The following is a 22,931-nucleotide window of genomic DNA, read 5'->3' as shown; positions in this document are numbered from 1 at the left end:
GATGCACGGCACGAGGAGAAAGGGCTCCCCGCCGAGAGCCCGCAGGGACTGGGGGCGCGTCGCCGTGCGCCTGCTGTGCGCCGTGTTCGCGGTGATCGGGGCGATCCCGCTCGCGGTCGGCTTCCTCGTGCGGACCGAGACGGTGCGGGCCTGGGCCGCGCGCGAGACGGCCGCGCTGCTCCAGCGCGAGCTCGGCATCACGGCCCGCTACGACGTGCGCGTGCAGGCCTGGCCCCTCATGGTCGGCCTGAACCGCCTCGTCGTCGACTCCTCGGACGGCGGCGCGCCGTTCCTCGAGCTGGAGCGCGTGGCGATCCGCCCGCGCCTCTTCTCGCTGCTCGCGGGGCACATCGACGCCGGCGACGTCGAGATCATCGGCCCCCGCGTCCGCGCCGTGGTGAAGGACGGCGAGCTCCGGAACCTCGAGCTCCCGAGCACCGGCGGGAGCAGCGGCGACAAGGGCAAGCTCGACCGCGCGCCGCTCTCCTCCGTGGCCATCACCGACGCGCGCCTCGACCTCACGATCGACAACGTCCGCGTCCAGGCCCGCGAGGTCGATGTCGACGTCTCCGCCGAGCCCTCCGACGCCTTCGAGATCGCGATGCGCTCCGGCGTCATCTCGGTCGTCCACACGCACGCCGCGCCCGGCCGCGAGGCCGAGGAGGACAGCGTCGACGAGGACGTCGTCTGCCGCTTCGACACGCGCGTCCGCGTCGAGCCCGACCGCGCCCTCGTCCGCCGGCTCATCCTCGAGGGCGCCGCCGACTTCGACCCGGACCCCGGCACCACGCCGCCGTGCGAGCTCCCGGCCGGCGACTGGCGCCGCGTCGAGCTCGAGCTCGGCGCCCTGCGCGCCGTCGGCCTCGGCGGCGGCATGCCCCACCGGATCGAGGGCCGCGTGCGGGCGCGCCTGCCGGTGCCGGTCGTGCACCGCTTCGTGAACCTGCCGCCCGCGTCCGGCGCCGTCTCGCTCGACGTCGCCGCCGAGTACGACGCGGCGGCCGCGCCGTTCGGGCTCGCGCTCCCCCGCGTCAAGGGCACCCTCCTGCTCGACCAGCTGGGCCTCGACGGCAGATCCTTCGTGACGCGGCTCTCGGGCGAGGTCTCGACGACCGCCGACGCCGTGCAGCTCTCGAACGCCGACATCGCGTGGGGCGACGGGACGCTGAAGATCGCGAGCGCGGAGCTCAAGCCGTTCGAGAAGGGCATGCCGCTCCAGGCGGGCCCGATCGACATCGCCAACATCGAGCTGCCCGGCCTGCTCCGCGACCTCGGCGTGCACCCCCAGGCGCACGTCGCCTGGACGCTGCGCGAGGGCCGGTTCGATCACTTCGGCGGCACGCTGTCCCCGCTCTCGCTCGAGGGCCCGCTCGCCGTGCAGTCGCGCGGCTTCGAGATCTTCGATCGCCCGACGAAGGACCCTGCCCGCCAGCGCCTCATGGGCGTCAGGGAGGCCGCGCTCCGCGGCTCGTTCCAGGTGCGGCCGAACGCCGTCGTGCTCGCGGGCTTCTCGGTCGACACGCCGGTCTCGCACCTCAGGACCACCGTCTCGCTCGGCTTCAACGACCAGCTCGGCGCCGAGGTCCACCCGGGCTCACGGGTGGACCTCGCCGAGGTCTCGCCGCTCGCCGATCTCGAGCTCGCCGGCGTCGCCACGATGAAGGCCTCGATGCACGGCTCCTACGCGCACCCGAAGCTCACGGGCGAGGTAGGCATCGAGAAGTTCGTCTTCACCGGCTTCCCCATCGGCGACCTCGAGCCCTCGCCGGTCGCGTTCGAGCCGCTCGCCCTGACCCTCGAGAACGCGCGCGTCCGGCACGGGGCGAGCCGCGTCCGCGTCCCCTCGATCAAGATCGACTTCGACCCGGCGGGCAACCTGCCCAGGGGACGCCCGCTCGACAGCGCGTCGGGGGTCGTCGTCGTGGACGCGACCGTCGACACGCGCGAGGCGCCGCACCTCGGCGCGCGCGACCTGCTCGAGATGCTCCGCATGGACAAGGACCCGCGCTTCGCCGCCTACAAGGCGACCGCGAGCGGGACGGCGCGGGCCCACTTCGCGCTCGGCGGCCCGGAGGACCGCTGCGGCGGCGGCTACCTCGCCGTGAGCGCCGGGATGCGCCTCACCGGCGTGGAGCTCCTCGAGGAGCGCTTCGACGAGGGCGAGGTCGACCTCAACCTGATCTGGGACGACCAGGCCGCCGGCGCCGACGGCATGCGGCTCGACGTCCGCTCGGCGTCGCTGCGCAAGGGCACGGGCTCGGTGCTGGCGAGCGTGTCCGTGGCGCACGGCGGCGCGCTCAAGGGGAGCGTCATCGCGAGCGGCCTGCCCCTCGCGCGGGTGGACGCGCTCGGCGCGGCGGGGTCGCTGTTCGACGGCTCGGTCTCGCTCGTCGCCAACCTCGGCGGCACGGTGAGCAGGATGGCCGGGTTCGCGGACGTGCACGTCTCGCGCGTCGGCATCCGCCGCACGCACGCGAGCCTGCCGCCCTCGCGCCTCGAGCTCACGATCGTCCCCACCGACAGGCAGCCCAAGATCATCGGCAGGACGCCGATCTGCGGCAACCCCCAGGGCGCGCCGTTCGACCCGGCGGAGCTCGAGCGCGACCTCCCCGACGGCTCGTTCGTCGCCAACGGGTCGCTGTTCGGCGGCCAGATCGCGCTCCAGGGGCTCCGCGTCACGCGCCAGCAGCGCAAGATCGTGGACGGCAAGGTGCGCGTCGACGCGCTCGACCTCGGGACGCTCGCGAACCTGATCCCGGGCGTCGCGTTCTCGGCGGCGCCGCCGAAGGGCACGCTGACCGCGTCGCTCGACGTCGCGCGGCTCCCGCTCGCGGATCCGCGGCAGGCGGCGCTCACGCTCACGGTCGACGCGCTCAGGCTGGAGCGCGACGGCCAGGGGCTGACCCTCAAGAGCCCGACCGGGCCGATCCACCTCGCGGGCAACACGGTGAAGGTGCCGGAGCTCCACCTCGAGGCGCACACCGCCTCGCGCCTGTCCGCCGCGTTCACCGCGTCGGGCGAGGTCAAGCGGGCGTTCACCGCGCCGGATCTCGACCTCGCCATCCGGGTCAGCCCGACGAACCTGTCGCGGCTCAGCGCCGACATCCCGCAGATCCGGCACGCGCGGGGCACGGTGCAGGCCGAGGTGCAGGTGACCGGGCCGCTCACGGGGCTGCGCTACTCGGGCTCGGCGACGCTCAAGGAGGGGGAGCTCGACGTCGTGGGCCTGCCCGTGTCGCTCGACGACATCGACGTCGAGATCGCGATCGGCGGCGACCAGGTGCGCCTCACGAAGGCGACCGCGCGGGTCGGCACCGGCACGGTGACGGCGGTCGGGCAGATGCCGGTGCGCGGCCTCTCGCTCGGCACGGCGACGGCCTCGATCGTGGCGACCGGCGTGAAGCTGCCGGTCGCGGAGGGGGTGAACCTCACCGCGAACGCGAACCTCAACGCGACCTTCCGGCCCGGCGTCGAGGACGAGGAGGCGGGGGAGAAGAACCTGCCGTTCGTGATGGGCACGGTCACCCTCACGTCGTTCAGCTACACGCGCCCGATCCTCATGGCCGTCGATCTCGGCGACCTCACGGGCCGCCAGCGGACGGCGGTGCAGACCTACGACCCGGCGGCCGACGTGGCCCGGTTCGAGGTCACGGTCCTGTCGCCCAACCCGCTCCGTTTCTCGAACGATCTCGCGGACATGCGGCTCGAGGTCTCGCCGACCGGGCTCCAGCTGTCGGGCACGAACCAGCGCTTCGGCGCGCGCGGCTCGCTGCGCATCCTGCCCGACTCGAAGCTCATGCTGCGGAGCACCGAGTTCGAGGTCCGGGAGGGCTACGTCCGCTTCGACGACCCGTTCCGCATCGCGCCCAAGGTCGACGTGCGCGCGGAGAGCGAGTACCGCCGCTACACGTCGGTGGCGAGCAGCGGCGCGGCGGACGCGTCCGGGAGCGCGGAGCCGGCGGCGCCCGTGAGCGCGGGCCTCGGCACCGGCGCGAACTCGAGCGGGCAGTGGCGCATCAAGCTGCACGCCCAGGGCGACGCCGACAACCTCCGGCTCAACCTCACGAGCGATCCGCCGCTCAGCCAGGAGGACATCGTCCTGCTGCTCACGCTCGGCGTGACGCGCGCCGAGCTCAACCAGGGCGTCGTCTCGTCGCTCGGCGAGACGATGGGCCTCGAGGCGCTCTCCTCGCTGACGGGCGCCGACAAGGCGGTGAAGACCATCGTCCCCATCATCGACGAGTTCCGCTTCGGCACCGGCTACTCGTCCAGGAACGGCGCCCCGGAGCCGACGGTGACCCTGGGCAAGCGCATCACGGACGCGGTCCGCGCCAACGTCACGACGGGCCTCTCGCAGGGCAGCCAGGTGCGCGCGGGCGTCGAGGTGAAGCTCAGCGACCGCATGAGCTTGCAGGGCTCCTACGACAACGCGAACGACGCCTCGAGCTCGCCGGTCGGCAACGTGGGCGCCGACCTCCGGTGGCGGCTCGAGTTCGAGTAGCGGGCGGGACCGGCGGCCCGGCGCTCAGGTGGCGGCGGCGCGGCGGAGCCGGCGGCCCGGCGCTCAGGTGGCGGCGGCGCGGCGGAGCCGGCGGCCCGGCGCTCAGGTGGCGGCGGCGAGCGCCGCGTCGAGGGCGCTGTAGCGGTCGTCGCGGCCGGCGACCCACTGCTTGTGGCCCATGAGCTCGAAGATGCGCCGGTGCTTCGGGTTCTTCCAGGTCATGCCGAGCAGCACGCGCTGGAACGCCTCGGCCTTGGCCTCGGGCAGCGACGGCATCGCGTCGAACATCGCGAAGTCGTAGGCCGGCGTGGTCCAGAGGACGTCGACCCGGCGGAGGTCGATGTGGCCGTTCGCCTGCTCGGCGAGCCACACGGCGTCCCCGACCGCCGCCGCCTGCGCCTTGCCGTCGTGCAGCGCCGCGAGCGCCTGGACCTCGCTCGTCGCGGTGTCCCCGTGCTTGCCGACGTCCACCTCGAACGGCAGGAGCTGGATCTTCTCCACCGCCACCCCCGCCTGCCGGAGGAAGTGCAGCGGCAGGATGCGCGCGTGCGCCGAGTCGGCGCTCCCCACCGCGAGCACCTTGCCCTCGAGGTCGCTCAGCGCCCCGACCGCGGCGTCGCGGCGGACGAGGAGCTTGCTGTGGAAGTCGCGGTCGATCTCGCGCATCGCCAGCGAGCGGGAGCGGCCCTCGGTCTGCCGCTTGACCCGCACGTGCGCGATGGCGCTGTCCCAGGCCACGTCGATGTGACCGCGGACCAGCGACTCCACCTGGCGCTCGTAGGTGGAGAACAGCGCGAAATCAATCAGGATTCCATGCTCGCGGAAGTGCTCGCGCAGGCTCTCCCACAGCGTGACCACCTTGGCGTCGTGCGCCACGGCGCCGACAAGCATCGCCAGGTCCTTCATCCGGTGCCTCGCACGGGCGGCGACGCTAGCACGAGGTCCGCCCGCCGAGAGCCCCGCGTCTCGCACATCGACGCCCCGGAGCGCGATCCGGTCCGGCCGGGCCGGGCCAGGCCTGGAGCCTGCGCACCCCGTGTCGGCGCGCGAACCCCGCGGCGGCGCCGGCGGCGCGCCAGCACGAACGCCGCGCGGGCGGCCTCTTGCCCACTTTCCGCCCAACCGGGCTACGCTGCGCTCCTCGTGCAAGCCGGCGCCGGTTCGTTTCGGTTTCGTCCCCCGGCGCTCCGCGCCTGATGGCCCGCTTTCGCTCCTCCCTCATTCCCTTCTTGCTCGGCTTCTTGCCGCCAGGCGCGGCCGCCATCCCCGCGCGCGCCCAGCAGGCGCCCGCGAGCCAGGCCAGCGAGGTTGGGGCCAACCCCGGCGCCCTCGCTCAGGCCGACCCCAACCCCAACCAGGTCGGCGCCAACCCCGGCGCCCTCGCTCAGGCCGACCCCAACCCCAACCAGGTCGGCGTCAACCCCGGCAACCAGCCCAACGCCAACCAGGTTGGGGTCAACCCCGGCAGCCAGGCCCAGGCCAGCCCCGCCCCCAACCAGGTCGAGGCCAACCAGGTCGAGGCTCGCCCGGCGCCCTCGGGCGCGGCGAGCACCGAGGCCACCGACGTGCCGTCGCTGCAGCCGCCGATCGCCCTCGGAGAGCTCGCCGGCAAGCCGATCGTCCGCATCGACGTCGTCGCCGTGGGCAATCGCTGGCAGAGCGCGTCGCCTGTCGCCAGCGTCGAGCTCGGAGAGCCGCTCAGCCTCGACGCCGCGCGCCGCGCCATGCGCGAGCTGCTCGCCTCCGGCAACTTCGCCCGCGCGTCGGCCGAGGCGAGCCTCATGCCCGACGGCGCCGCGCTCCGGATCGTCGTCGTCCCGCGCCGGCGCATCGCGACCATCCAGCTCACCGGCAGCGCGCTCGACCGGCAGGACACCCTCGAGGCCGCCGGCGTCTCCGAGGACGGCGACATCACCGCCGCGACGCTCGCCGGGCTCGGCCCCCGCGTCCGCGCCTTCTATGCGCTGCACGGCTACCCCGCGGCCACGGTCACGGTGCGCGCCGTCGACACCGACGACCCGTCCGCGATCGTCCTCGCCCTCAACATCGAGGCCGGCGCCCCGCGCGTCGTCGCCCAGCGCGTCTTCGTCGTGGCGCCGCGCGCCGACAAGGAGCTCGGCGCGCTCAAGGAGAGCTACCCCCTCGGCGCCGGCGCCCGCGTCGACGAGTCCGCCCTCGCCGACGCCGACCGCGAGATGGCCGACCTGCTCCGCCGGAGCGGCTTCCACTACGCCCAGGTCTCCCACCGCGTGCTCGCGGTCGGCCCGAACAACTACCTCTACGTCTACCTCGAGCCCGGCGCCCGCATCGTCCCGGCCTTCGACGGCAACCGCGCCTTCGACGACGACGCGCTCGAGGCGGCGCTCGGCCTCGGCGAGACGACCGAGACGAAGCCCAATGACCTCACCGACAAGCTCCGCGCGTTCTACGTCGCGCGCGGCTTCCTCGACGCCGAGGTCACCCCTTCCCTGGGCGGCAAGCCCGAGGACCCGGTCCGGTACCTGACCTTCACCGTCCGCGAGAACGAGCAGGTGCGCGTCACGAAGCGCGTCTTCCCCTGCCTCACGGGCGACCTCAGCGCCGACGACCTCGGCCGCGAGATCGAGAGCTTCCTCGAGGAGGACCTGCCCGGCGAGGTCTTCACGCTCCCCGACCCGCGCGGCGTCGCGGACCTCTTCGGCCCGACCCGCGGCGCCGGGGGCCGGGCCCGCCCGGTCGAGCTCATCCCGGCGATGACGTACGCGCCGGAGACCTACGACCGCGCCCTCAAGCACCTGCGCGACCTCTACTTCAGCAAGGGCTACCTCAACGCTGCCGTCGGCCCGGTCTCCGTGCTCCGCGCCACCTGCTCGCGCCGCTCGCCGCCCGGCGCCTGCATCCCCGAGCCGGTCGCCGAGCGCGTCACGGCGCAGTGCCGCACCGACGCGCTCGGCCTCCCCCTGCCCGAGCCGCCCGTCCCCGCCGCCCTCACCTGCCGCCCCGACCCCGCGCGGCACATCGCGTGCGCCCCCGAGGTGACGCTCCGCATCCCGGTCCACCCCGGCCCGCAGACCCAGCTCTACGACCTCGCCTTCGAGGGCAACAAGGGCTTCTGCGGCCAGGCCGGCCTGGGCGAGCGGGACCGGACCACCTGCGCGGAGGAGCGCCCGTTCAGCGAGCGCTGGCTCAGCGACATCGCCGATCTCGAGGTCGGACAGCCCCTCTCGACGCTCGCCCTCGACGCCGCGCGGCTGCGCATCCTCGATGCGTACCGCGACCTCGGCTACGCCTTCGCCGAGGTCCGCGCCGCGATCGAGCCGTCTCCCGACCGCACGCGCGCCCGCGCGCGGTTCATCGTGTCGGAGCGGGACCGGGTGATCGTCACCGGCATCGTCATCAAGGGGGCGGTCCGGACCGACGAGCAGCTCATCCTCCGCCGCGTGCTGCTGCGCGAGGGCGCCCCGTTCCGGCAGGGGCAGGCCCGCCTGAGCGAGGAGCGCATCGCGACGCTCGGGCCCTTCTCGAGCGTGTCGATCGCGCTGGAGGACCCGGACATCCCGCAGAAGAACAAGCGGGTCATCATCCACGTGGTCGAGCAGCTGCCGCAGTACCTCAACCCGCAGATCGGGTTCTCGACCGGCGAGGGCGTCCGCTTCGCCTTCGAGTACGGGCACCGCAACATCGGCGGCCTCGCCGTCGGCCTCACGATGCGCGTGCAGCTCAGCTACCTGTTCGAGTTCATGATCGTCGACCCCGCGGCGCGGCGTCACTACGAGACCGTTCTCAACGGCGACGACCAGCTGGAGCGCCGCAACACCGTCTCGGTCACGCTCCCGGACATCGGGCTCGGCCCGCTGGTCAGCCTGTCGCTGTCGGGCGTCGACGTGCGCGACAACCAGCTCGATTTCGGCTTCACGAAGGACGCGCTCATCCCCGCGCTCACGTACCGGCCGCGGCGCGCCGTGACCGCGCAGCTCGCCTTCTCCACCGAGCTGAACAAGGTCGACTTCTTCGGCGACTCGGACTCCGACAAGCGGGAGATCCTCAACCAGCTGCGCATGCCCGAGGGCCGCACGATCGCCCTGGCGCAGCGGGTCGACGCGTCCTGGGACACGCGGGACACCCCCTTCGCCGCGACCCGCGGCTTCCTCCTGTCCGGCGGGGTCGAGCACGTCGACGCGTTCGACGTGTTCGACTCGGTCGGGGACACGACGAGCTTCCCCGAGAGCCATTTCCTCCGGTTCACTGGCCGCGTGTCGGGCTACATCCCGCTGGCGCGCCGGTCGGGGCTCACCCTCGCGCTCAGCCTGTCCGGCGGCTACATCCAGCCGCTCGTCGCCACGAGCGGGACGTACCCCGATCGGCTTTTCTTCCTCGGCGGCGTCGACTCGCTCCGCTCGCACCTGGCCGAGTCGCTGTACCCGGAGGACGGGATCGAGGAGGCGAAGAAGGTGCTGCCCGAGGGGGCCACGCTCTCGACCGACGACATCCCCCGCGGCGGGACGGTGATGGTGAACCCGCGCGCCGAGCTGCGCGTCCCGCTGACCGATCTGCTCCAGCTCGGCCTCTTCCTCGACGCGGGCAACCTCTGGATCAGGGCCAGGAACGTCAACCTCGACCCGCGCCTGCTCCGCTACGGGCTCGGCGCCGGGCTGCGGGTGAACACCCCGATCGGCCCCCTCGCCTTCGACTACGGCCTCAACCTCGACCCGCGCGAGGAGCTCGACGAGATCAACGGCGCCCTCCACTTCTCCGTGGGGCTCTTCTGAGCGGCGGCGCCGCGGCTCTTCCGAGGCGACGCCGCGTCCACGACAGGCTCCCGCGGCGCGCTGTGGGCGCGCCGCGCCAGCGCGCCTCGCCGCTGCTGAGGTCGCCATCGGCCCGGCCAGCGCTCGCCACCCCGGCGCAAATGCCTGACAGGCCGCTCCAGCGGGGACGCTAGGATCGTTCGCCCCCACGACACCGGGACGCGCTCTCGGCGGCTCAGCGACGGCGGGGGCGCAACGGCAGCTCCCCCCAGCTCAAGACGACGAGGCTCCCCTGATGAACCGTTCTCTCCGCGCGTGTGCTCTGCTCGTCCTGACTTCGTCCCTGACGACCTTCGGCTGCGGGGATGACAGCGCCGCGCCGAGCAGCACGGCGAGCGCGTCCAGCGGCGGCGGGGGGGACGGACAGGGCGGACAGGGACAGGGCGGCCACGGCGAGGCCGGCGGCGGCGGGGCCTCGACCGGCTCCGGCGGGGCGGCGGTGTGCGGCGACCTGCGGTGCGACGCCGGCGAGACGTGCGAGAGCTGCCCCGGCGACTGCGAGGCCTGCGCGCCGGGCTGCGGCGATGGCCAGTGCGAGGCGCCCGAGACGTGCGGCTCGTGCGCGGGCGACTGCGGCGAGTGCCCGCCCGTCTGCGGCGACGGCAAGTGCGAGCCCCTGCGGGAGACGTGCAACGCGTGCGCCGCCGACTGCGGGGCGTGCCCGCCGGACGACTGCAGCCACGATCCGTGCGAGGAGGGAGATCCCCTCGGCGCCGGCTGCGACCCGTGCGTGACCGCGCTGTGCGCGGCGGACCCCGCGTGCTGCATGAGCGCGTGGGACGCCCACTGCGTCGAGGGCCTCGCCGCCGCCTGCGGGCGGGCCTGCGGGTGCGCGCACGACCTCTGCGAGGCGGGCGAGGCGCTCGACCCCGCGTGCAGCAGCTGCGTCGCCAACGTGTGCGATGAGGACGAGGGAGACAGCTACTGCTGCACGTTCGGCTGGGACCCGTCGTGCACCGCGCTCTCGCAGCTCCGGTGCGGCGTCGCGTGCCCGTGAGCGCTCAGCCCGCCGCCTGCCACGAGATCGACGCGCGGAGGCGCGCGCTGGCGAGCGCCCCGGCGAGGCGGGTCGCCGCGCCGCCCCCGTCGCGCTCCGGCGCGGCGTAGCTCACGCGGTGCACGGCGCGCAGGCCGAGGTCCGGGACCGCCACGCCGAGGACCAGGTGGGCGCCGGCGGGCACGCGCGCCGGCGACCCCGCGCGCTGTCCGCCCAGCACCGCCGCGTGGAGCGTGATCGAGACGGGGCCGGCCGTGAGGTGGAAGGAGGCGGTCGCAGGGGCGTCCGGCGCCTCCAGCAGGGCGCCGGCTGCCTCGAGGTGCGCCGCGGCCGCGCCGAGGGCCGCGGCGGCGAGCAGCGCTGTCGTGTTCGTGGTCAGCCGCATGGACGACTCCTGGGGGTGGGCGGGGGCCATCCTGGCGAGGATCGCCGCCGCGCGGAAGCGGCGAGCAGCGAACCGCCCGGCCGCTGCAGGGAGCGAGGCGGGCGCCGCGGCGAGCCGTCCAGGGGGACGGCGACCGGGCGCCGCGGTCAGCGCGCCGTGGCCGCCTTCATCTCCCGGACGAAGCTCGCGACGGAGCGCGCGGCCGCCTCGGGATCCCCGAGGTTCGACGCGATCCGCTGGACGACAGCGGACCCGCTGATCACGCCGAACGCCCCGGCGGCGAGGGCGGCGCGCACGTGCTCGGGCTTCGAGATGCCGAACCCGAGGATCGCGGGCGGCGCGCCGAACCGGCGCAGCGTCTCGAGGAGGTTCCCGTGGCTGAGGCTCAGCTGGTCGTCCGCCCCCGTCACGCCCTTGCGCGTCACGCAGTAGGTGTACGCGGCGCACCGCTCGGAGAGCAGCTGCAGCGTCGCCTCCGAGGCGTTGAGGGGCGCGATCAGCACCGGCGCCACGCCCACCGCGCGCGCCGCCGCCACGTAGGGCTCCGACTCCCGCACGGGCACGTCGGCGACGAGCACGCTGTCGACCCCGGCCGCGGCCACCGACGCGTAGAACGCGTTGAGATCGCGGTGCTTCACCAGGTTCGCGTACGTCAGGATCCCGACCGGCACCTCCGGCGCCTCCGCCCGGAACTGGCGGAGCAGCTCGATGCAGTCGGCCGGCCGCACGCCGGCGCCGAGCGCCCGCACGGCGGCGGCCTGGATGGTCGGGCCGTCCGCGATCGGGTCCGAGAACGGGATCCCGACCTCGATCGCGTCCGCGCCGCCCTCGACGACCGCGCGGAGCAGCCGCGCGCTCGTCGCGAGGTCGGGGTCCCCGAGCATCAGGAAGGGGATGAACGCCCCCTCGCCCCGCTGCCGCAGCCGCTCGAATGCGCGATCGTAGCGCGTCGTCATCGCTTCCCGACTCATGTCGACCTCCCGGGATCGAGCAGCTTCTGCGCCTGCTCCATGTCCTTGTCTCCGCGGCCCGACAGGTTCACGACGAGCACCGTCTCGCGCCCTGCCTGCGCCGCCTCCGCCGCCATCTTCAGCGCGTGCGCGATCGCGTGCGCCGACTCGAACGCCGGGATGATGCCCTCGCTCCGCGCGAGCTTCTGGAACGCATCGAGCGCCTCTTCGTCGGTCGCCGCCACGTAGGTCGCCCGGCCCGACGTCATGAGGTGCGCGTGCTCCGGCCCGACGCCGGGGTAGTCGAGCCCCGCCGAGACCGAGTGCGTCTCGGCGACCTGCCCGTGCTCGTCCTGGAGGATGTAGGTCTCCGACCCGTGCAGCACGCCCGGGCGGCCCTTGAGGAGCGTCGCGCCGTGCTTGTCGGTCGAGAGCCCGTGGCCGGCGGGCTCGACGCCGATCAGCGCCACGCCCTGGTCCGGGAGGAACTCGGAGAAGATGCCCATCGCGTTGCTGCCGCCGCCCACGCACGCGACCACCGCGTCGGGCAGGCGCCCCTCCGTCTCCAGCACCTGGGCCCGCGCCTCTCTGCCGATCACCCACTGGAAGTCGCGCACGATCGTGGGGAACGGGTGGGGCCCGGCCACGGTCCCGATCAGGTAGTGCGTGTCCTCGTAGCTCTCGGTCCAGTAGCGCAGCGCCTCGTTGAGGGCGTCCTTCAGCGTCTGCGTGCCCGAGCTCACGGGCACCACCTCGGCCCCCATCAGCCGCATCCGGAAGACGTTGAGCCGCTGCCGCTCGACGTCCTTCGCGCCCATGTAGATGCGCGTGGGCATCCCGAGCAGGGCCCCGATCATCGCCGTCGCGACGCCGTGCTGGCCTGCCCCCGTCTCGGCGATGAGCCGCTTCTTGCCCATGCGCCGCGCGAGCAGGCCCTGGCCGAGCGCCTGGTTCGTCTTGTGCGCGCCGCCGTGGAGCAGGTCCTCGCGCTTCAGGTACACCTTCACCCGCGGGTCGCCGGTGAGGTTGCGGCAGAGGGTGAGCGGCGTCGGGCGGCCGGCGTAGGTCGTCAGCAGGGAGTTGAACTCCGCCGCGAACATCGGATCGCCGCGCGCCTCCAGGTACGCGCGCTCGAGCTGCTCGAGCGCGGGCACGAGGATCTCCGGGACATAGGCGCCGCCGAAGGCGCCAAAGCGACCGCTTTGCTGCATGGTGATTGCCTCGATCGTCGGTGTGCGTGGTGTTGTGCGTCGTGGACGAGTGGGGGATGCGGTCAGGGGGAAGCGAGGTCCGCCGGGGCCGCGGGGTCGGGGCCGTGGCGCGAGGGCCCGCGCGCGCCGTCGAACAGCCGCACGAGCAGGTCGGCGCACTTCTCGCCGGGCGCGCGCTCGACGCCCGAGCTCACGTCGAGCGCCCAGGTCCCCACCCGTCGCGCCGCGTCGATGTTGTCCGGGTTGAGCCCGCCCGCGAGCAGGCTCCGGGGCCGCGCCGGGTGGCCCGCGATCGCGCTCCAGGCGAAGGTCCGGCCGGTGCCGCCCCGCGCCTCGGCCGTGCGCGTGTCGAAGACGAGCCGGTCAGCGCGCCGCTCGACCTCGGCGCCCTCGCCTGCCGCGCCGGGGCCGCCTGCCGCGCCGGGGCTGCCTGCCGCGTCGCCGGAGGGCGCCATCGGGACCGCCTTCCAGACCTCGCACCCCTCGGGGAGCGCGCGCCGCAGGCCCTCGACGAACGCGGCGTCCTCGTCGCCGTGCAGCTGCACGGCGCGGAGCCCGAGCGCGCGCGCCGTGTCGGCGACGAAGTCCGCGGGTTGATTCAGAAAAACGCCGACGAAGGGGAGCCCCGCGGCGGTGGCGACGACGACCTCGGCCTGCTCCCGGGTCACCCGGCGCGGCGAGGCCTCGGCGAAGACGAGGCCGCCGAAGCGGGCGCCGAGCCGCTCCGCCTCGCGCGAGTCGCCGGGCCGGGTCAGGCCGCAGACCTTCACCCGGCCGTTCACCAGCGCGCGCGCGGCGTCGGCGATGTCGGGGCTGCGCATGAGCGACGTGCCGACGAGGAACCCGTCGACCGAGCGCGCGAGCCGGTCCACGTGGGCGCGCGACTCGACGCCCGACTCCGCGATGACGATCCGGTCGGCCGGCACGCGCGGGGCGAGCCGCTCCGAGACGGCGAGATCGACCTTGAGCGTCTTGAGGTCGCGGTTGTTGATGCCGATCACGGGCGCCGGCAGCGCGAGCGCGCGGTCGAGCTCCGCGTCGTCGTGGACCTCGACGAGGCAGTCCATGCCGAGCGCCTCGGCGGCGCCCAGGCACCGGAGCACCGTCGCGTCGTCCAGCACCGACAGCATGAGCAGGATGGCGTCCGCGCCGTGCGCGCGCGCCTCGACCACCTGGTACGGGGTCACGACGAAGTCCTTGCAGAGGAGCGGCACGTCCATGACCGCGCGCACCGCCTGGAGGATCTCGAAGCTGCCCTGGAAGAAGGGCTCGTCGGTCAGCACGCTCACCGCGTCGGCGACGCCGTAGTACGCGGCGGCGACGGCGTGCGGGTCGAAGTCCTGCCGGATCAGGCCCTCGGACGGGGAGGCCTTCTTGCACTCCAGGACGAACCGCGCGCCCGGCGCGGACAGGGCGCGCCGGAGGCTCCGCGACGTGGGCGGGGCCTTGGCCCTGAGGTCGGCGAGCGGGGTCCGCCGCTCGCGTTCGGCCACGTCCGCCCGCTTTCGCTCGACGATGCGCGCGAGGACATTGCTCTGCTCAGCCATGGTGCGCCTCCTTCCGTGCTTCCTGGGCCCCTTCGCGGCTCAGCGCCACGAAGCGCGTGAGCCGCTCGCCGGCGCGCCCCGACCGCAGCGCGTCGAGCGCCGCGGCCGTCCCCTCCCTCAGGCTGTCGGCGCGCCCGGCGATCCAGAGCAGCGCGCCCGCGTTGATGGCGACGGCATCGCTGTGCGCGGGCTCGCCGCGGCCGGCGAGCAGGTTGCTGAGCCACGCGGCGTTGGCCGACGGGCCGGCGCCCCGGAGCGCCTCGATCGGCGCCGGCGCGACCCCGGCGTCGGCGGGGTCGATCGTGAGCTCCTCGACGACGCCGTCGCGGAGCCGCGCCGCGCGGGTCGGGGCGTGCAGGGCGATCTCGTCGAGCCCGCCGCCGTGCACGACCAGGGCCGCCTGACAGCCGAGCATCCCGAGCGTGCGGGCGGCGGTGGTGACGAGCTCCGGATCGTAGATGCCCATCACCTGGATGGGCGGCGCGCTCGGGTTCACGAGCGGGCCGAGCAGGTTCAAGATGGTGCGCACCCTGAGGACGCGGCGCACGGGCATCGCGTGGCGGATTCCGGCGTGGTACTGCGGCGCGAAGAGGAAGCAGAACCCGACCTCGTCGAGGGCCTGGCGCGAGACCTCCGCCGGCGGATCGAGCCGGGCGCCGAGCGCCTCGAGCACGTCGGCGGAGCCGCACTGGGAGGAGACCGAGCGGTTGCCGTGCTTGGCGATCGGCAGCCCCCCTTCGGCAGCGACGAAGGCGACCGCCGTCGACACGTTGACGGTGGAGTGCCCGTCGCCGCCGGTGCCGCAGCAGTCGGCGTAGGCGTAGGCCGGCCGCGGGAAAGGCGCCGACGCCCCCCTGAGCGCGCGCGCGGCGCCCGCGATCTCGGCGGGGGTCTCGCCCTTCGCCTTGAGCGCGACGAGCAGCGCCGAGATCTCGATCTCGGTCAGCGCCCCGGCGATCGCGTCGCGGAACAGCGCCTCGGTCTGCTCCGCGGAGAGGTCCACGCCCGCGCAGAGCGCGTCGATCACTGCATGCACCATGGTTCGCTCCTCATGTTCACGGCCGTTCCGGCAGACACTGCTCCTCGAGACTCGAGCGTCGGACTGCGGCGCCCTGCATAGCGGACAAAAACGAAAAGGCCCACCGTTGTTCGGCGGGCCCTCTTTCTTCTTTCCTTCAGGTCGTCCTCCCTGCAGGGAGGCGCATTACCCGTCGTGAGGGCCCGCCGCGGTAGACCACCAGCGCCACCAGCGAAGCCCTGCCGCGCGCGATCCCACCTGGGCGACAGCGCGCACGGCGGTGCCGAGGACGAACGCCTCGGAGCCGGAGTGAGCGCTGGACGCGGTGAGCGCGCGATGCATGCGGGAAACATAGCTTGGGTTCGCGCGGGGGGTCAAGCGGGTTCGCTGCGGTTTCCGCTTCGCTGGTTCTGCCGGTCTTCGGTCTTGTCTGTCTTCCTGCCAGGGTTCCTGCCGGGGTTCCTGCCGGTCTTCCTGCCGGTCTTCCTGCCGGTCTTCCTGCCGGTCTGCCCAGCGGCCTGGCGGGTGTCCGCGCGGGCGGCGCCGGGTGTGCGGGACAGACGCGGTGTCGGGATCGGCGCGGCGGGATGTATCCATTCTCGGCGGGCTCGGCCCGCTGTCAGGCTATCTGGTCGCTCGGAAGAGAGGAGTGTCTCGGCGACAGCGCTGCCCGCGAGTCGCCGCGATGGATGGCGACGAGGCCGCGCCCCCCCCCATGGCGCCGCACTTCCCGGAGCGCCCCAGATACGTAGGAGTCCTGGCGATCATGCGCTGGCGAGGAGCGGGCGGAGCTGTACACGGCGCTCCTGGTGCTGGCGACGATCGACCCCTGGGGGCACACTCTGCAGAAGGAGCTCATGACGATGGTGGAGGACATGGAGGAAGGGCTGCTCCGGCGCACGCCGATCATCGGGGAGATGATCCTCGAAGCCGAGCAGAAGGGGCAGAAGCAGGGACGTGAGGACGCGATCGCCGAGCTGCTCGGCCGCCTCTTCGCGCGGCGGGTCGGGCGGCGGCCCACGACCGAGGAGGAGCGCTCGATCACCGAGCGGGCGCGCGCGCTCGGTCCGGGCGAGGTCGAGGACGCGTTGCTCGACCTCGAGGGCGACGCGCTGATCCGCTGGCTCGCCGAGCCGGCGCGCCGGTCCTGAGTTCATGGAGAAGGATGCATGGCTCGAAGCTCGGCTGCGGCCGATCGGCGTGATCTCCTCCGAGCTCACGCGCCGCAGCGAAGCGCCCCGACAAGGCTCGGAGGGGGCGCCCGACGCCTGGATCGAGGTGCACCCGTGGGCGGCGGAAGGACTGCAGGGCCTCGCCGCTGGCGACGAGATCCTCGTCATCACGTGGTTTCACCAGGCATGCCGCGACGTCCTCCGCGTCCATCCGCGGTCCGACGCGCGCAATCCGCTCACAGGCGTCTTCGCGACGCGATCCCCGGACAGGCCGAACCCGCTCGGTCTGCATCCCGTCGTCGTGCGCGCGATCGACGGCAACCGCCTGCGCGTAGGCCCGATCGAGGCCATCGACGGAACGCCGGTCGTCGACATCAAGCCGGTGCTGAAGTCATCGTCTTTCTTCTCTTCCAGAGGTTCTCCCCGATAACCGTTGTCGTGAGCCGCCAAGCTGTCCGTATGCACTGCTGGCCGGCCACCGGCTGGCCCGATGACCAGGCGCTGGCGCGGGCCTGTCGCCGCTTCCGGCGTCCGCGTTATCTGGAGATCACGAGCCAGGTCAGCTCGTCGATCCCGGAGCGCGGCGCCGTCTTGACGGACGCGCCGTCGGCCTCACCAGCGACAGGCGCCGAGAGCTTGCCATCGTACTCACTCATGCTCCGGAAGCTCACCGGCGTCCCGGGCGCCAGCTCCGAGGGAGCCTGAACCCCGATCGGCGAGCCGCTGGTCGTCGCGAACGGGGAGAGCGCATAGACCGCCACGATCTCCTCTCCGCCCAGCTCGGGGAGCGGCGGCACATGCTCCGGCGGCATCCGCCGGGCCGCGATGTCGTGGAGCGATACGCCGGGCGGCGCGACGAGCTCCGCGCGGCTCACGGTGAGCTGGAGGCCGTCGCCGACCTCCAGGGTCTGCGGATCGCGGCTGCTCGGGCCGAGAACGGCGCCCGCGGGCAGATCCGGCACGAGGAGCGTCCCCGCGTCCACGGTGCCCGCGTCGCGGAAGCGCAGCGGGAACATGGTCACTCCCCGGCGCGGCGTCGCCCCCGCTTCCTCCAGCGACTTCACCACGAAGTCGACGGGAAGCTCCTCGTCGCACTCGAAGGTGAAGCGACCATCCGCCCTCGATCGATCCGAGTAGCAGACCGTGGTGTTGCAGAACAGCACGGGGGCACCGCCGATCGGCTGCCCCGCCTCGTCCGCGAGCACGCCGGTCACGCCCAGACCCGCCGGACCACCACCCGAGCCAGCGCCGCCCGCCGCTGCGCCGCCGCCCGTCGCGCCGCCGCCGCCCGTCGCTCCATGACCCCCGTCGCCGCCGCCCATCGCGCCATCGCCCCCGCCGCCGCCGCCGTCCTCCGCGCCGCCCGTCGAGCGGCCGTCGCAAGCGGACGTGATGAGCGCGGCCAGCAGGAGCAGGGCGCGGCTCGTCACTCCGCCAGCGCCTGCTCGATGATCGCCGTCATCGTATCCGGGTCGTACTCGTGGCTGGCGTACCGGACGATGCCGTCCTTTCCGACGATCACGTCGACCGGGAAAGGGTTCGGCCCGGGGAAGCTCGACGTCACGGCGGCATAGGTGCTCGCGGTCTCCTCGAGCCCGACAGGAAAGGTGATCTCGATGTTGTCGCAGTACGCCTGCACCTGGCCGATCTGCTCGACCGGCTCCCTCGGGTTCAGGGCGACGATCTGCAGGCCCTGGTCCTTGTACTTCCGCCAGAACCGCTCCTCGGTGTCGGGCAGGTGGTTGGCGCAGACCGGGCAGAAGGTCGCAAAGTAGGTGAGCAACAGGACGCTCCCGGCCGACTCCTCCGAGGTCCAGGTCGTGCCCTCCAGCATCGTGCCCGTCGTCGCGGGCAGGGGCGCGCCGACGCTCACGCCGGGCGCGTTGCCGACGAGGTAGGCCTTGCGCACCGGGGCCGCGGGATCATCGGACACGATGTGGAGATAGCCGATCTCCGGATCCCCCGCCGACGCGGCGTAGGTCAGCTCGAGCTCGATCTTCCCGCCGGGCTCGATCCGGGCCTGGCGCGGCTCGACGCTGAAGGCGGAGCCGCTGATCCAGCTGTCCACCAGCGTGAGCGGCGCCGTCCCCTGGTTCGTGACCTCCAGCGGCAGGGTCTTCCTGTCCCCGATGGCCACCGGGCCGAAGTCGATCCGGGAAGCGGCTTCCGGGAGACGGATGTTGGGGGCGAGGCGGTCCGGCTCGAGGCGGTAGGAATACGGGTTCTCCCAGGTGCCGATGAACACGTCTCGACCCCGGGCGGCGACGCCGAAGGTGCGCATGGTCGGGAGCTCGCGATCCGGATCCTCGTACTCGAACTCCCTCGGGATGCGCACGGCCGCGATGAAGGTCGGGGCGGCGGGCGTGGACACGTCGTAGACGCGCACGTCGTTCCACGCGGCGACGAAGAGGCGGTGCTCGGAGTACGCCAGGCGGAGCGGGGTCCCGGGCATCTCTGCGCGGCCGACCACGACCGGGTTCGCGAGATCCGAGACGTCGACCACGGCGACGCCCGCCGAGCCCGCGGCCACATAGGCGAAGTCGCCGTCCACGACGACCCCCTTGGCCTGGCCGCCGGTGGCCACGCGACCGAGCTCGATCGGCTGCGCGGGGTCCGTCGCGTCGACCGTGACGAGCCCGTCCACGCCGTCGGCGACGAAGACCTGGTTGTCGCGCGCGGCGACGCCCCACGCGTTCGTGAAGCCACCCAGGCTCCCGACGCGCGTGAACCCGACCGCGCCGTCGTAGTTGTAGACGCCGAGCCCATTTCCGTGCAGCCCCACGAAGATGTTGTGGTTCGCGACGTCGACGCCCTCATAGCTGATCCCCGGCTCCCGCAGGACATGGAGCTGCGTCGGGGCCTCGGGATCGCTGATGTCCCAGCCGCTGAGGAAGGCCGGGTTCCGGATATTGCCGAGGTGCGTGGTGAAGACGAGGTCGTCGTCCCACGCGAGGTGCTTGCAGCCGGGAGTGCGGGTGTCGTCGGGGATGGAGTGCTTGAGCCCCCCCGCGAGCAGCTCCATGCCAGCGGCGTCCTCCGCGTCGATGACGTTGAATGTGTAGCTGCAATTGAGGAGCAGACCGTCGCCGCGGACCCGGACCTCGTCCGTGTGGCTCCCGACCTCGTGCAGGCTCTGGAGCTGCACCAGCGGGCTCAGGAAATGGCCGGCCGCGAGCGCGGTCGGGACGCACTCCCCGTCGACTTCCTCCGTCCCCTCGCCGCAGGTGACCTCGGGGCTCGTCGCCGCCGGCACGCACGCGCCGCCGGCCTCCATGGTGCCGGGGCCGCAGGACAGCCCGGCCCCGCTCACCGCGTCATCGCCCCCGCAAGCGGACGAGGCGACCATGACCAGCGCGGGGAGGACAGCGCGACGTCGCAGCAGCGTCATGACGTGGCTCCTTGGCTCGAGGCGAAGATGAGGAGTGCTCAGCAAGAAGGACTGGCAGTGTCGCTGCGAGCATAACGGTCACGACGACCCCGCGGGCAAGGGGAAACCGGGGTCGGGGCGGGTCGACCCCGTGCAAAGCACGATCCCGCCCGGACGCGGCTGGCCACCTCCATCAAGGACGCTCGCCGTCGATGCTCTCGTGCAAGCGCAGCGCCTCGGGGATGGCCAGCAGGTCCGCGATCGTGGCGAGCTCGCGCGCGGGGGGCGAGCTCGCGCGCGGGCACCGACACGGCGCATCCGTGGCGCCGTGACCGCCCGGCTTCGGCCAGCGCGCCCCCTCGAGCTGCACGCGCCGCACGCGCCGCGCGCGCCGGCGGCGAGCGACCTCGGGACCCGAGCGCCCCGCCCTCCCCGGCCGTCCAGTCCCGCAGGATACTTTGCGGCCCCGCACGCCGATGGTAGGCCCCGTCATCCCCCCAGGGCGCACGACCTCGCGGCCAGGCGCGACAGGCCCCTCGCGAGGCGCCGCGCGGCCCTCCCCCCTGTGTGCCCATGATCACCGCCGAACCAGGTCCTCCGCCCCCGAGCGCCGCCGGCTCTCATGACAGCGTCCCGCCGCGAGCGCCGAGCGGGCCGCCCGCCCACCCGAGCTCGCCGCCGGCGCGGTCCGTCCCCCCGCCGGGGCGGTCCGCGCCCCCGCCGCCGCGCCGCAGCGCCTGGACCACCCGCCTCGGCGAGGCCTGCGTCCTCGGCCTCGGCGTCGCGTCGCTCTCCGCCGTCCCCACCGCGCTGCGCACCGCCCGCGCCGGCGCGTCCTTCCTCGACGGGCTCCTCGTCGGCGCCGCGGTCCTGCTCCCGCTCGTCACGCTGGCGCTCATCCTCTCGCGCGCCGCCGGCCGCGGCTTCCGCGGCATCGTCGGCACAGGCGGCGAGCGGCTCGCCGTCCTCCGCGTCGCCCTGTGGATCGGCGTCGCCTTGCCCGTGCTCGCCGCCCTCGCCGCCCTGCTCAAGGTGGCGACCCACCACCGCGGCCTCGCCGGCGCCACCTTCGGCGTCCTCGGCCTCGCCGGCGTCGCGGCCGCGGCGCTCCTCACCCAGCGCCTCGTCGCGCTCGGCGACCGCCTCGCCGCCCGCGGCGTCAAGCCGTGGATCCTCGCCGTCGCCGGCGCCGCCATCGGCGTCCTGCCCCTCGTCGCCGCCTTCGCGCCCCTCACCGCCTTCGCGGGCAACAACACGACCGGCGACGCCGGCGCCGCCGTGCGCGCCGCGATCGTCGACGGCGCCATCGCGCTCGTCGCGACCGCGCTCGTCTCCAGCGTCGACCTCAGCGCCGCGGTCGGCCGCATCGCCGGCCTCGCGGGCGTCCCGCTCGCCGCCCTGGTCCTCATGACCGCGACCGCCCGGGTCGAGTCCTTCCCCCCGCTCGGCCAGGCCGTGCGCGCCGGCGGCGGGCTCGCGGCCACGCTCTTCGGCGCCCTCGAGCGGTGGACCGACCGCGACGGCGACGGGATGGGCTCGCACTTCGGCGGCAGCGACTGCGACGAGGGCGACCCCACCCGGTACCCCGGCGCGCGGGACATCCCGGGCGACGGCATCGATCAGGACTGCAGCGACGGAGCCCGGGCCGACGCCCCCCGCCCCGCCAGGGCGCTCGCGGCCGCGCCTGTCGACGTCGACGCCCCGCCGGCCGCCCCGGCCCCGCGCCCGCCTGCCGCCGCCGCCGCGCCCGCGCCGCGCGACGATCGCGGCGCGGTCGTCCCGGCCGTCCTGACCAGGATCGCCGCGGACACCGCGCCGGCCGCAGCCACCGCCGTCGGCGCGCCCTCTCCCGCCGCGCCGGCGCCCGCCGCCCCCGCCGCCTCGCCCGCCCAGCGGCGCCCCGACATCCTCCTCGTCACCCTCGACACGGTCCGCGCCGACCACACGTCGGCCTACGGTTACGGCCGCGACACGACCCCGCGCCTCGCCGAGCTCGCGGCCCGCGGCGTGCTGTTCGAGCGCGCCTACGCCGCCTCCAGCGAGACGCAGCGGGCCCTCTCGCCCCTCGTCACCGGCCGCCGCCTGAACCGGGCGGCGCGCGACCGCCGCGAGTGGCCCACGCTGCTGCCCGAGAACGACACCCTCGCCGAGCGCATGAAGCGCGCCGGCTACCTCACCGCCGCGGTCAGCTCGTTCACGTGGATCAGCCAGGAGCGCGGCTTCGATCAGGGGTTCGACCGCTTCGAGACCGTCTACGATGACGCCCACCCGGAGCGCGAGGCGACCGGCCACCTCGCCGTGCAAAAGGCGATCGAGCTCCTCGCCGGCCATGCCCAGCGCCCCCAGCCGGTCTTCCTCTGGCTCCACCTCTTCGACGCCCACGAGCGCTACCTCGCCCACCCCGGCATCCGCTTCGGCTCCGGCAGAACGGCCGCCTACGACGGCGAGCTCGCCTACGTCGACCGGCAGCTCGGCGCGCTGCTCGACGCCGTCGCGGCGGGCCCGCGCGCGGGCCGCACCGCGGTCATCGTCCACGGCGCGCAGGGCGAGGGGCTCGGCGAGCACGGCCCTGTGGGGCACGGCGTCGAGCTCTACGAGGAGGCGATCCGCGTCCCGCTGGTCGTCGCCCTCCCCGGCGCCGCCCCGGCCCGCTACCCCCACCCGGTGAGCACGGTCGACATCGCGCCCACCGTCCTCGAGCTCGGCGGCGCCGAGGCCACCGCCGTCGAGGGCGGCTCCCTCGCCGCGATCGCGACCGGCGCCGACCGCGCCCCCCGCGGCCCTGTGTTCGCCCGCACCGCCCGCCGGTCGGCGCTCGTCGATGGGCAGCTCAAGCTGCTCGTCGCCCACCGCAAGAAGCGCGACCGGCTGTTCCTTTTCGATCTCGAGCGCGACCCTCGCGAGACCCGCGACCTCGCCAGCGAGCGCCCCGACGACGTTGTGCGGCTCCGCGAAAAGTTGTCTGCCCTCGAGTCTCCCGCGCAGTAGAGTCTACG

At 74.0% G+C, this 22,931-nt stretch carries 14 protein-coding genes; 6 read left to right on the top strand and 8 right to left on the bottom strand.

What is annotated here, in order from left to right; genetic code table 11:
• Window position 1: 1 nt before the first annotated feature.
• Window positions 2-4,501, top strand: coding sequence for a translocation/assembly module TamB domain-containing protein (locus WME89_RS08740; protein WP_438008760.1), 4,500 nt, complete (start codon window positions 2-4; stop codon window positions 4,499-4,501).
• A gap of 102 nt (window positions 4,502-4,603) precedes the next feature.
• On the opposite strand, the gene WME89_RS08735 is transcribed toward WME89_RS08740, so the two are convergent.
• Window positions 4,604-5,407: a phosphate/phosphite/phosphonate ABC transporter substrate-binding protein gene (locus WME89_RS08735; RefSeq protein ID WP_437652650.1), complete on the bottom strand. Its 804-nt coding sequence runs from the start codon at window positions 5,405-5,407 to the stop codon at window positions 4,604-4,606.
• 290 nt (window positions 5,408-5,697) lie between these two features.
• Between WME89_RS08735 and WME89_RS08730 the strand changes: the two genes are divergently transcribed.
• On the top strand, window positions 5,698-9,249 hold the full coding sequence (locus WME89_RS08730; RefSeq protein WP_438008759.1) for a POTRA domain-containing protein: 3,552 nt from the start codon (window positions 5,698-5,700) through the stop codon (window positions 9,247-9,249).
• Between the two features lie 274 nt (window positions 9,250-9,523).
• Complete coding sequence (locus tag WME89_RS08725) at window positions 9,524-10,285, top strand: hypothetical protein (RefSeq protein ID WP_438008758.1); 762 nt, start codon at window positions 9,524-9,526, stop codon at window positions 10,283-10,285.
• 4 nt (window positions 10,286-10,289) lie between these two features.
• Here WME89_RS08725 and WME89_RS08720 read toward each other — a convergent pair whose 3' ends face one another.
• From WME89_RS08720 to trpD, 5 genes are all read right to left on the bottom strand, one after another.
• A complete protein-coding gene (locus tag WME89_RS08720) occupies window positions 10,290-10,670 on the bottom strand; it encodes a hypothetical protein (protein WP_438008757.1) in 381 nt (126 codons plus the stop codon).
• A 146-nt stretch (window positions 10,671-10,816) separates the two neighbouring features.
• Window positions 10,817-11,641: a tryptophan synthase subunit alpha gene (gene trpA, locus WME89_RS08715; protein WP_438008756.1), complete on the bottom strand. Its 825-nt coding sequence runs from the start codon at window positions 11,639-11,641 to the stop codon at window positions 10,817-10,819.
• A complete protein-coding gene (gene trpB / locus WME89_RS08710) occupies window positions 11,638-12,831 on the bottom strand; it encodes a tryptophan synthase subunit beta (RefSeq protein WP_437624666.1) in 1,194 nt (397 codons plus the stop codon). Before trpB ends, trpA begins: the two co-directional genes overlap by 4 nt.
• Window positions 12,832-12,893: 62 nt before the next feature.
• Window positions 12,894-14,378 (bottom strand): bifunctional indole-3-glycerol-phosphate synthase TrpC/phosphoribosylanthranilate isomerase TrpF, encoded by a 1,485-nt coding sequence (trpCF, locus tag WME89_RS08705; protein WP_438008755.1) that lies wholly within the window; start codon window positions 14,376-14,378, stop codon window positions 12,894-12,896.
• Window positions 14,371-15,414 (bottom strand): anthranilate phosphoribosyltransferase, encoded by a 1,044-nt coding sequence (gene trpD / locus WME89_RS08700; RefSeq protein WP_438011914.1) that lies wholly within the window; start codon window positions 15,412-15,414, stop codon window positions 14,371-14,373. Before trpD ends, trpCF begins: the two co-directional genes overlap by 8 nt.
• Before the next feature lie 791 nt (window positions 15,415-16,205).
• Here trpD and WME89_RS08695 point away from each other — a divergent pair.
• Together WME89_RS08695 and tsaA are read left to right on the top strand one after the other, a co-directional pair.
• Entirely contained in the window at window positions 16,206-16,547 is a 342-nt protein-coding gene (locus tag WME89_RS08695) for a hypothetical protein (protein WP_438008754.1), read from the top strand.
• Window positions 16,548-16,551: 4 nt separating this feature from the next.
• Window positions 16,552-16,998, top strand: a complete 447-nt coding sequence (gene tsaA, locus WME89_RS08690; RefSeq protein ID WP_438008753.1) for a tRNA (N6-threonylcarbamoyladenosine(37)-N6)-methyltransferase TrmO — start codon at window positions 16,552-16,554, stop codon at window positions 16,996-16,998.
• Between the two features lie 106 nt (window positions 16,999-17,104).
• Here the strand turns inward: tsaA and WME89_RS08685 are convergent, their stop codons facing one another.
• Window positions 17,105-17,998: a hypothetical protein gene (locus WME89_RS08685; RefSeq protein WP_438008752.1), complete on the bottom strand. Its 894-nt coding sequence runs from the start codon at window positions 17,996-17,998 to the stop codon at window positions 17,105-17,107.
• Complete coding sequence (locus WME89_RS08680) at window positions 17,995-19,956, bottom strand: redoxin domain-containing protein (RefSeq protein WP_438008751.1); 1,962 nt, start codon at window positions 19,954-19,956, stop codon at window positions 17,995-17,997. The genes WME89_RS08685 and WME89_RS08680 overlap by 4 nt, the downstream gene beginning before the upstream one ends.
• A gap of 552 nt (window positions 19,957-20,508) precedes the next feature.
• On the opposite strand from WME89_RS08680, the gene WME89_RS08675 reads away from it, so the two are divergent.
• The gene (locus WME89_RS08675) at window positions 20,509-22,923 is read left to right on the top strand and encodes a sulfatase-like hydrolase/transferase (protein WP_438008750.1); all 2,415 of its coding nucleotides are present in this window, start codon (window positions 20,509-20,511) and stop codon (window positions 22,921-22,923) included.
• The last annotated feature ends 8 nt before the right edge of the window (window positions 22,924-22,931 follow it).

This window comes from Sorangium sp. So ce321 (assembly GCF_051530195.1).
In the GTDB taxonomy this organism is placed as follows: domain Bacteria; phylum Myxococcota_A; class Polyangia; order Polyangiales; family Polyangiaceae; genus Sorangium.
The sequence above is the reverse complement of the archived record's forward strand: the minus strand, read 5'-3'. Positions and strand labels throughout refer to the sequence as shown.

Bases quoted from the DNA above. Each gene is read 5' to 3' on its own strand.
- WME89_RS08725 (WP_438008758.1), top strand. From the start codon at position 9,524: ATGAACCGTTCTCTCCGCGCGTGTGCTCTGCTCGTCCTGACTTCGTCC.
- WME89_RS08680 (WP_438008751.1), bottom strand. From the start codon at position 19,956: ATGACGCTGCTGCGACGTCGCGCTGTCCTCCCCGCGCTGGTCATGGTC.
- WME89_RS08730 (WP_438008759.1), top strand. From the start codon at position 5,698: ATGGCCCGCTTTCGCTCCTCCCTCATTCCCTTCTTGCTCGGCTTCTTG.
- WME89_RS08735 (WP_437652650.1), bottom strand. From the start codon at position 5,407: ATGAAGGACCTGGCGATGCTTGTCGGCGCCGTGGCGCACGACGCCAAG.
- trpA (WP_438008756.1), bottom strand. From the start codon at position 11,641: ATGAGTCGGGAAGCGATGACGACGCGCTACGATCGCGCATTCGAGCGG.
- WME89_RS08740 (WP_438008760.1), top strand. From the start codon at position 2: ATGCACGGCACGAGGAGAAAGGGCTCCCCGCCGAGAGCCCGCAGGGAC.
- WME89_RS08675 (WP_438008750.1), top strand. From the start codon at position 20,509: ATGATCACCGCCGAACCAGGTCCTCCGCCCCCGAGCGCCGCCGGCTCT.
- WME89_RS08720 (WP_438008757.1), bottom strand. From the start codon at position 10,670: ATGCGGCTGACCACGAACACGACAGCGCTGCTCGCCGCCGCGGCCCTC.
- trpCF (WP_438008755.1), bottom strand. From the start codon at position 14,378: ATGGCTGAGCAGAGCAATGTCCTCGCGCGCATCGTCGAGCGAAAGCGG.
- tsaA (WP_438008753.1), top strand. From the start codon at position 16,552: ATGGAGAAGGATGCATGGCTCGAAGCTCGGCTGCGGCCGATCGGCGTG.
- trpB (WP_437624666.1), bottom strand. From the start codon at position 12,831: ATGCAGCAAAGCGGTCGCTTTGGCGCCTTCGGCGGCGCCTATGTCCCG.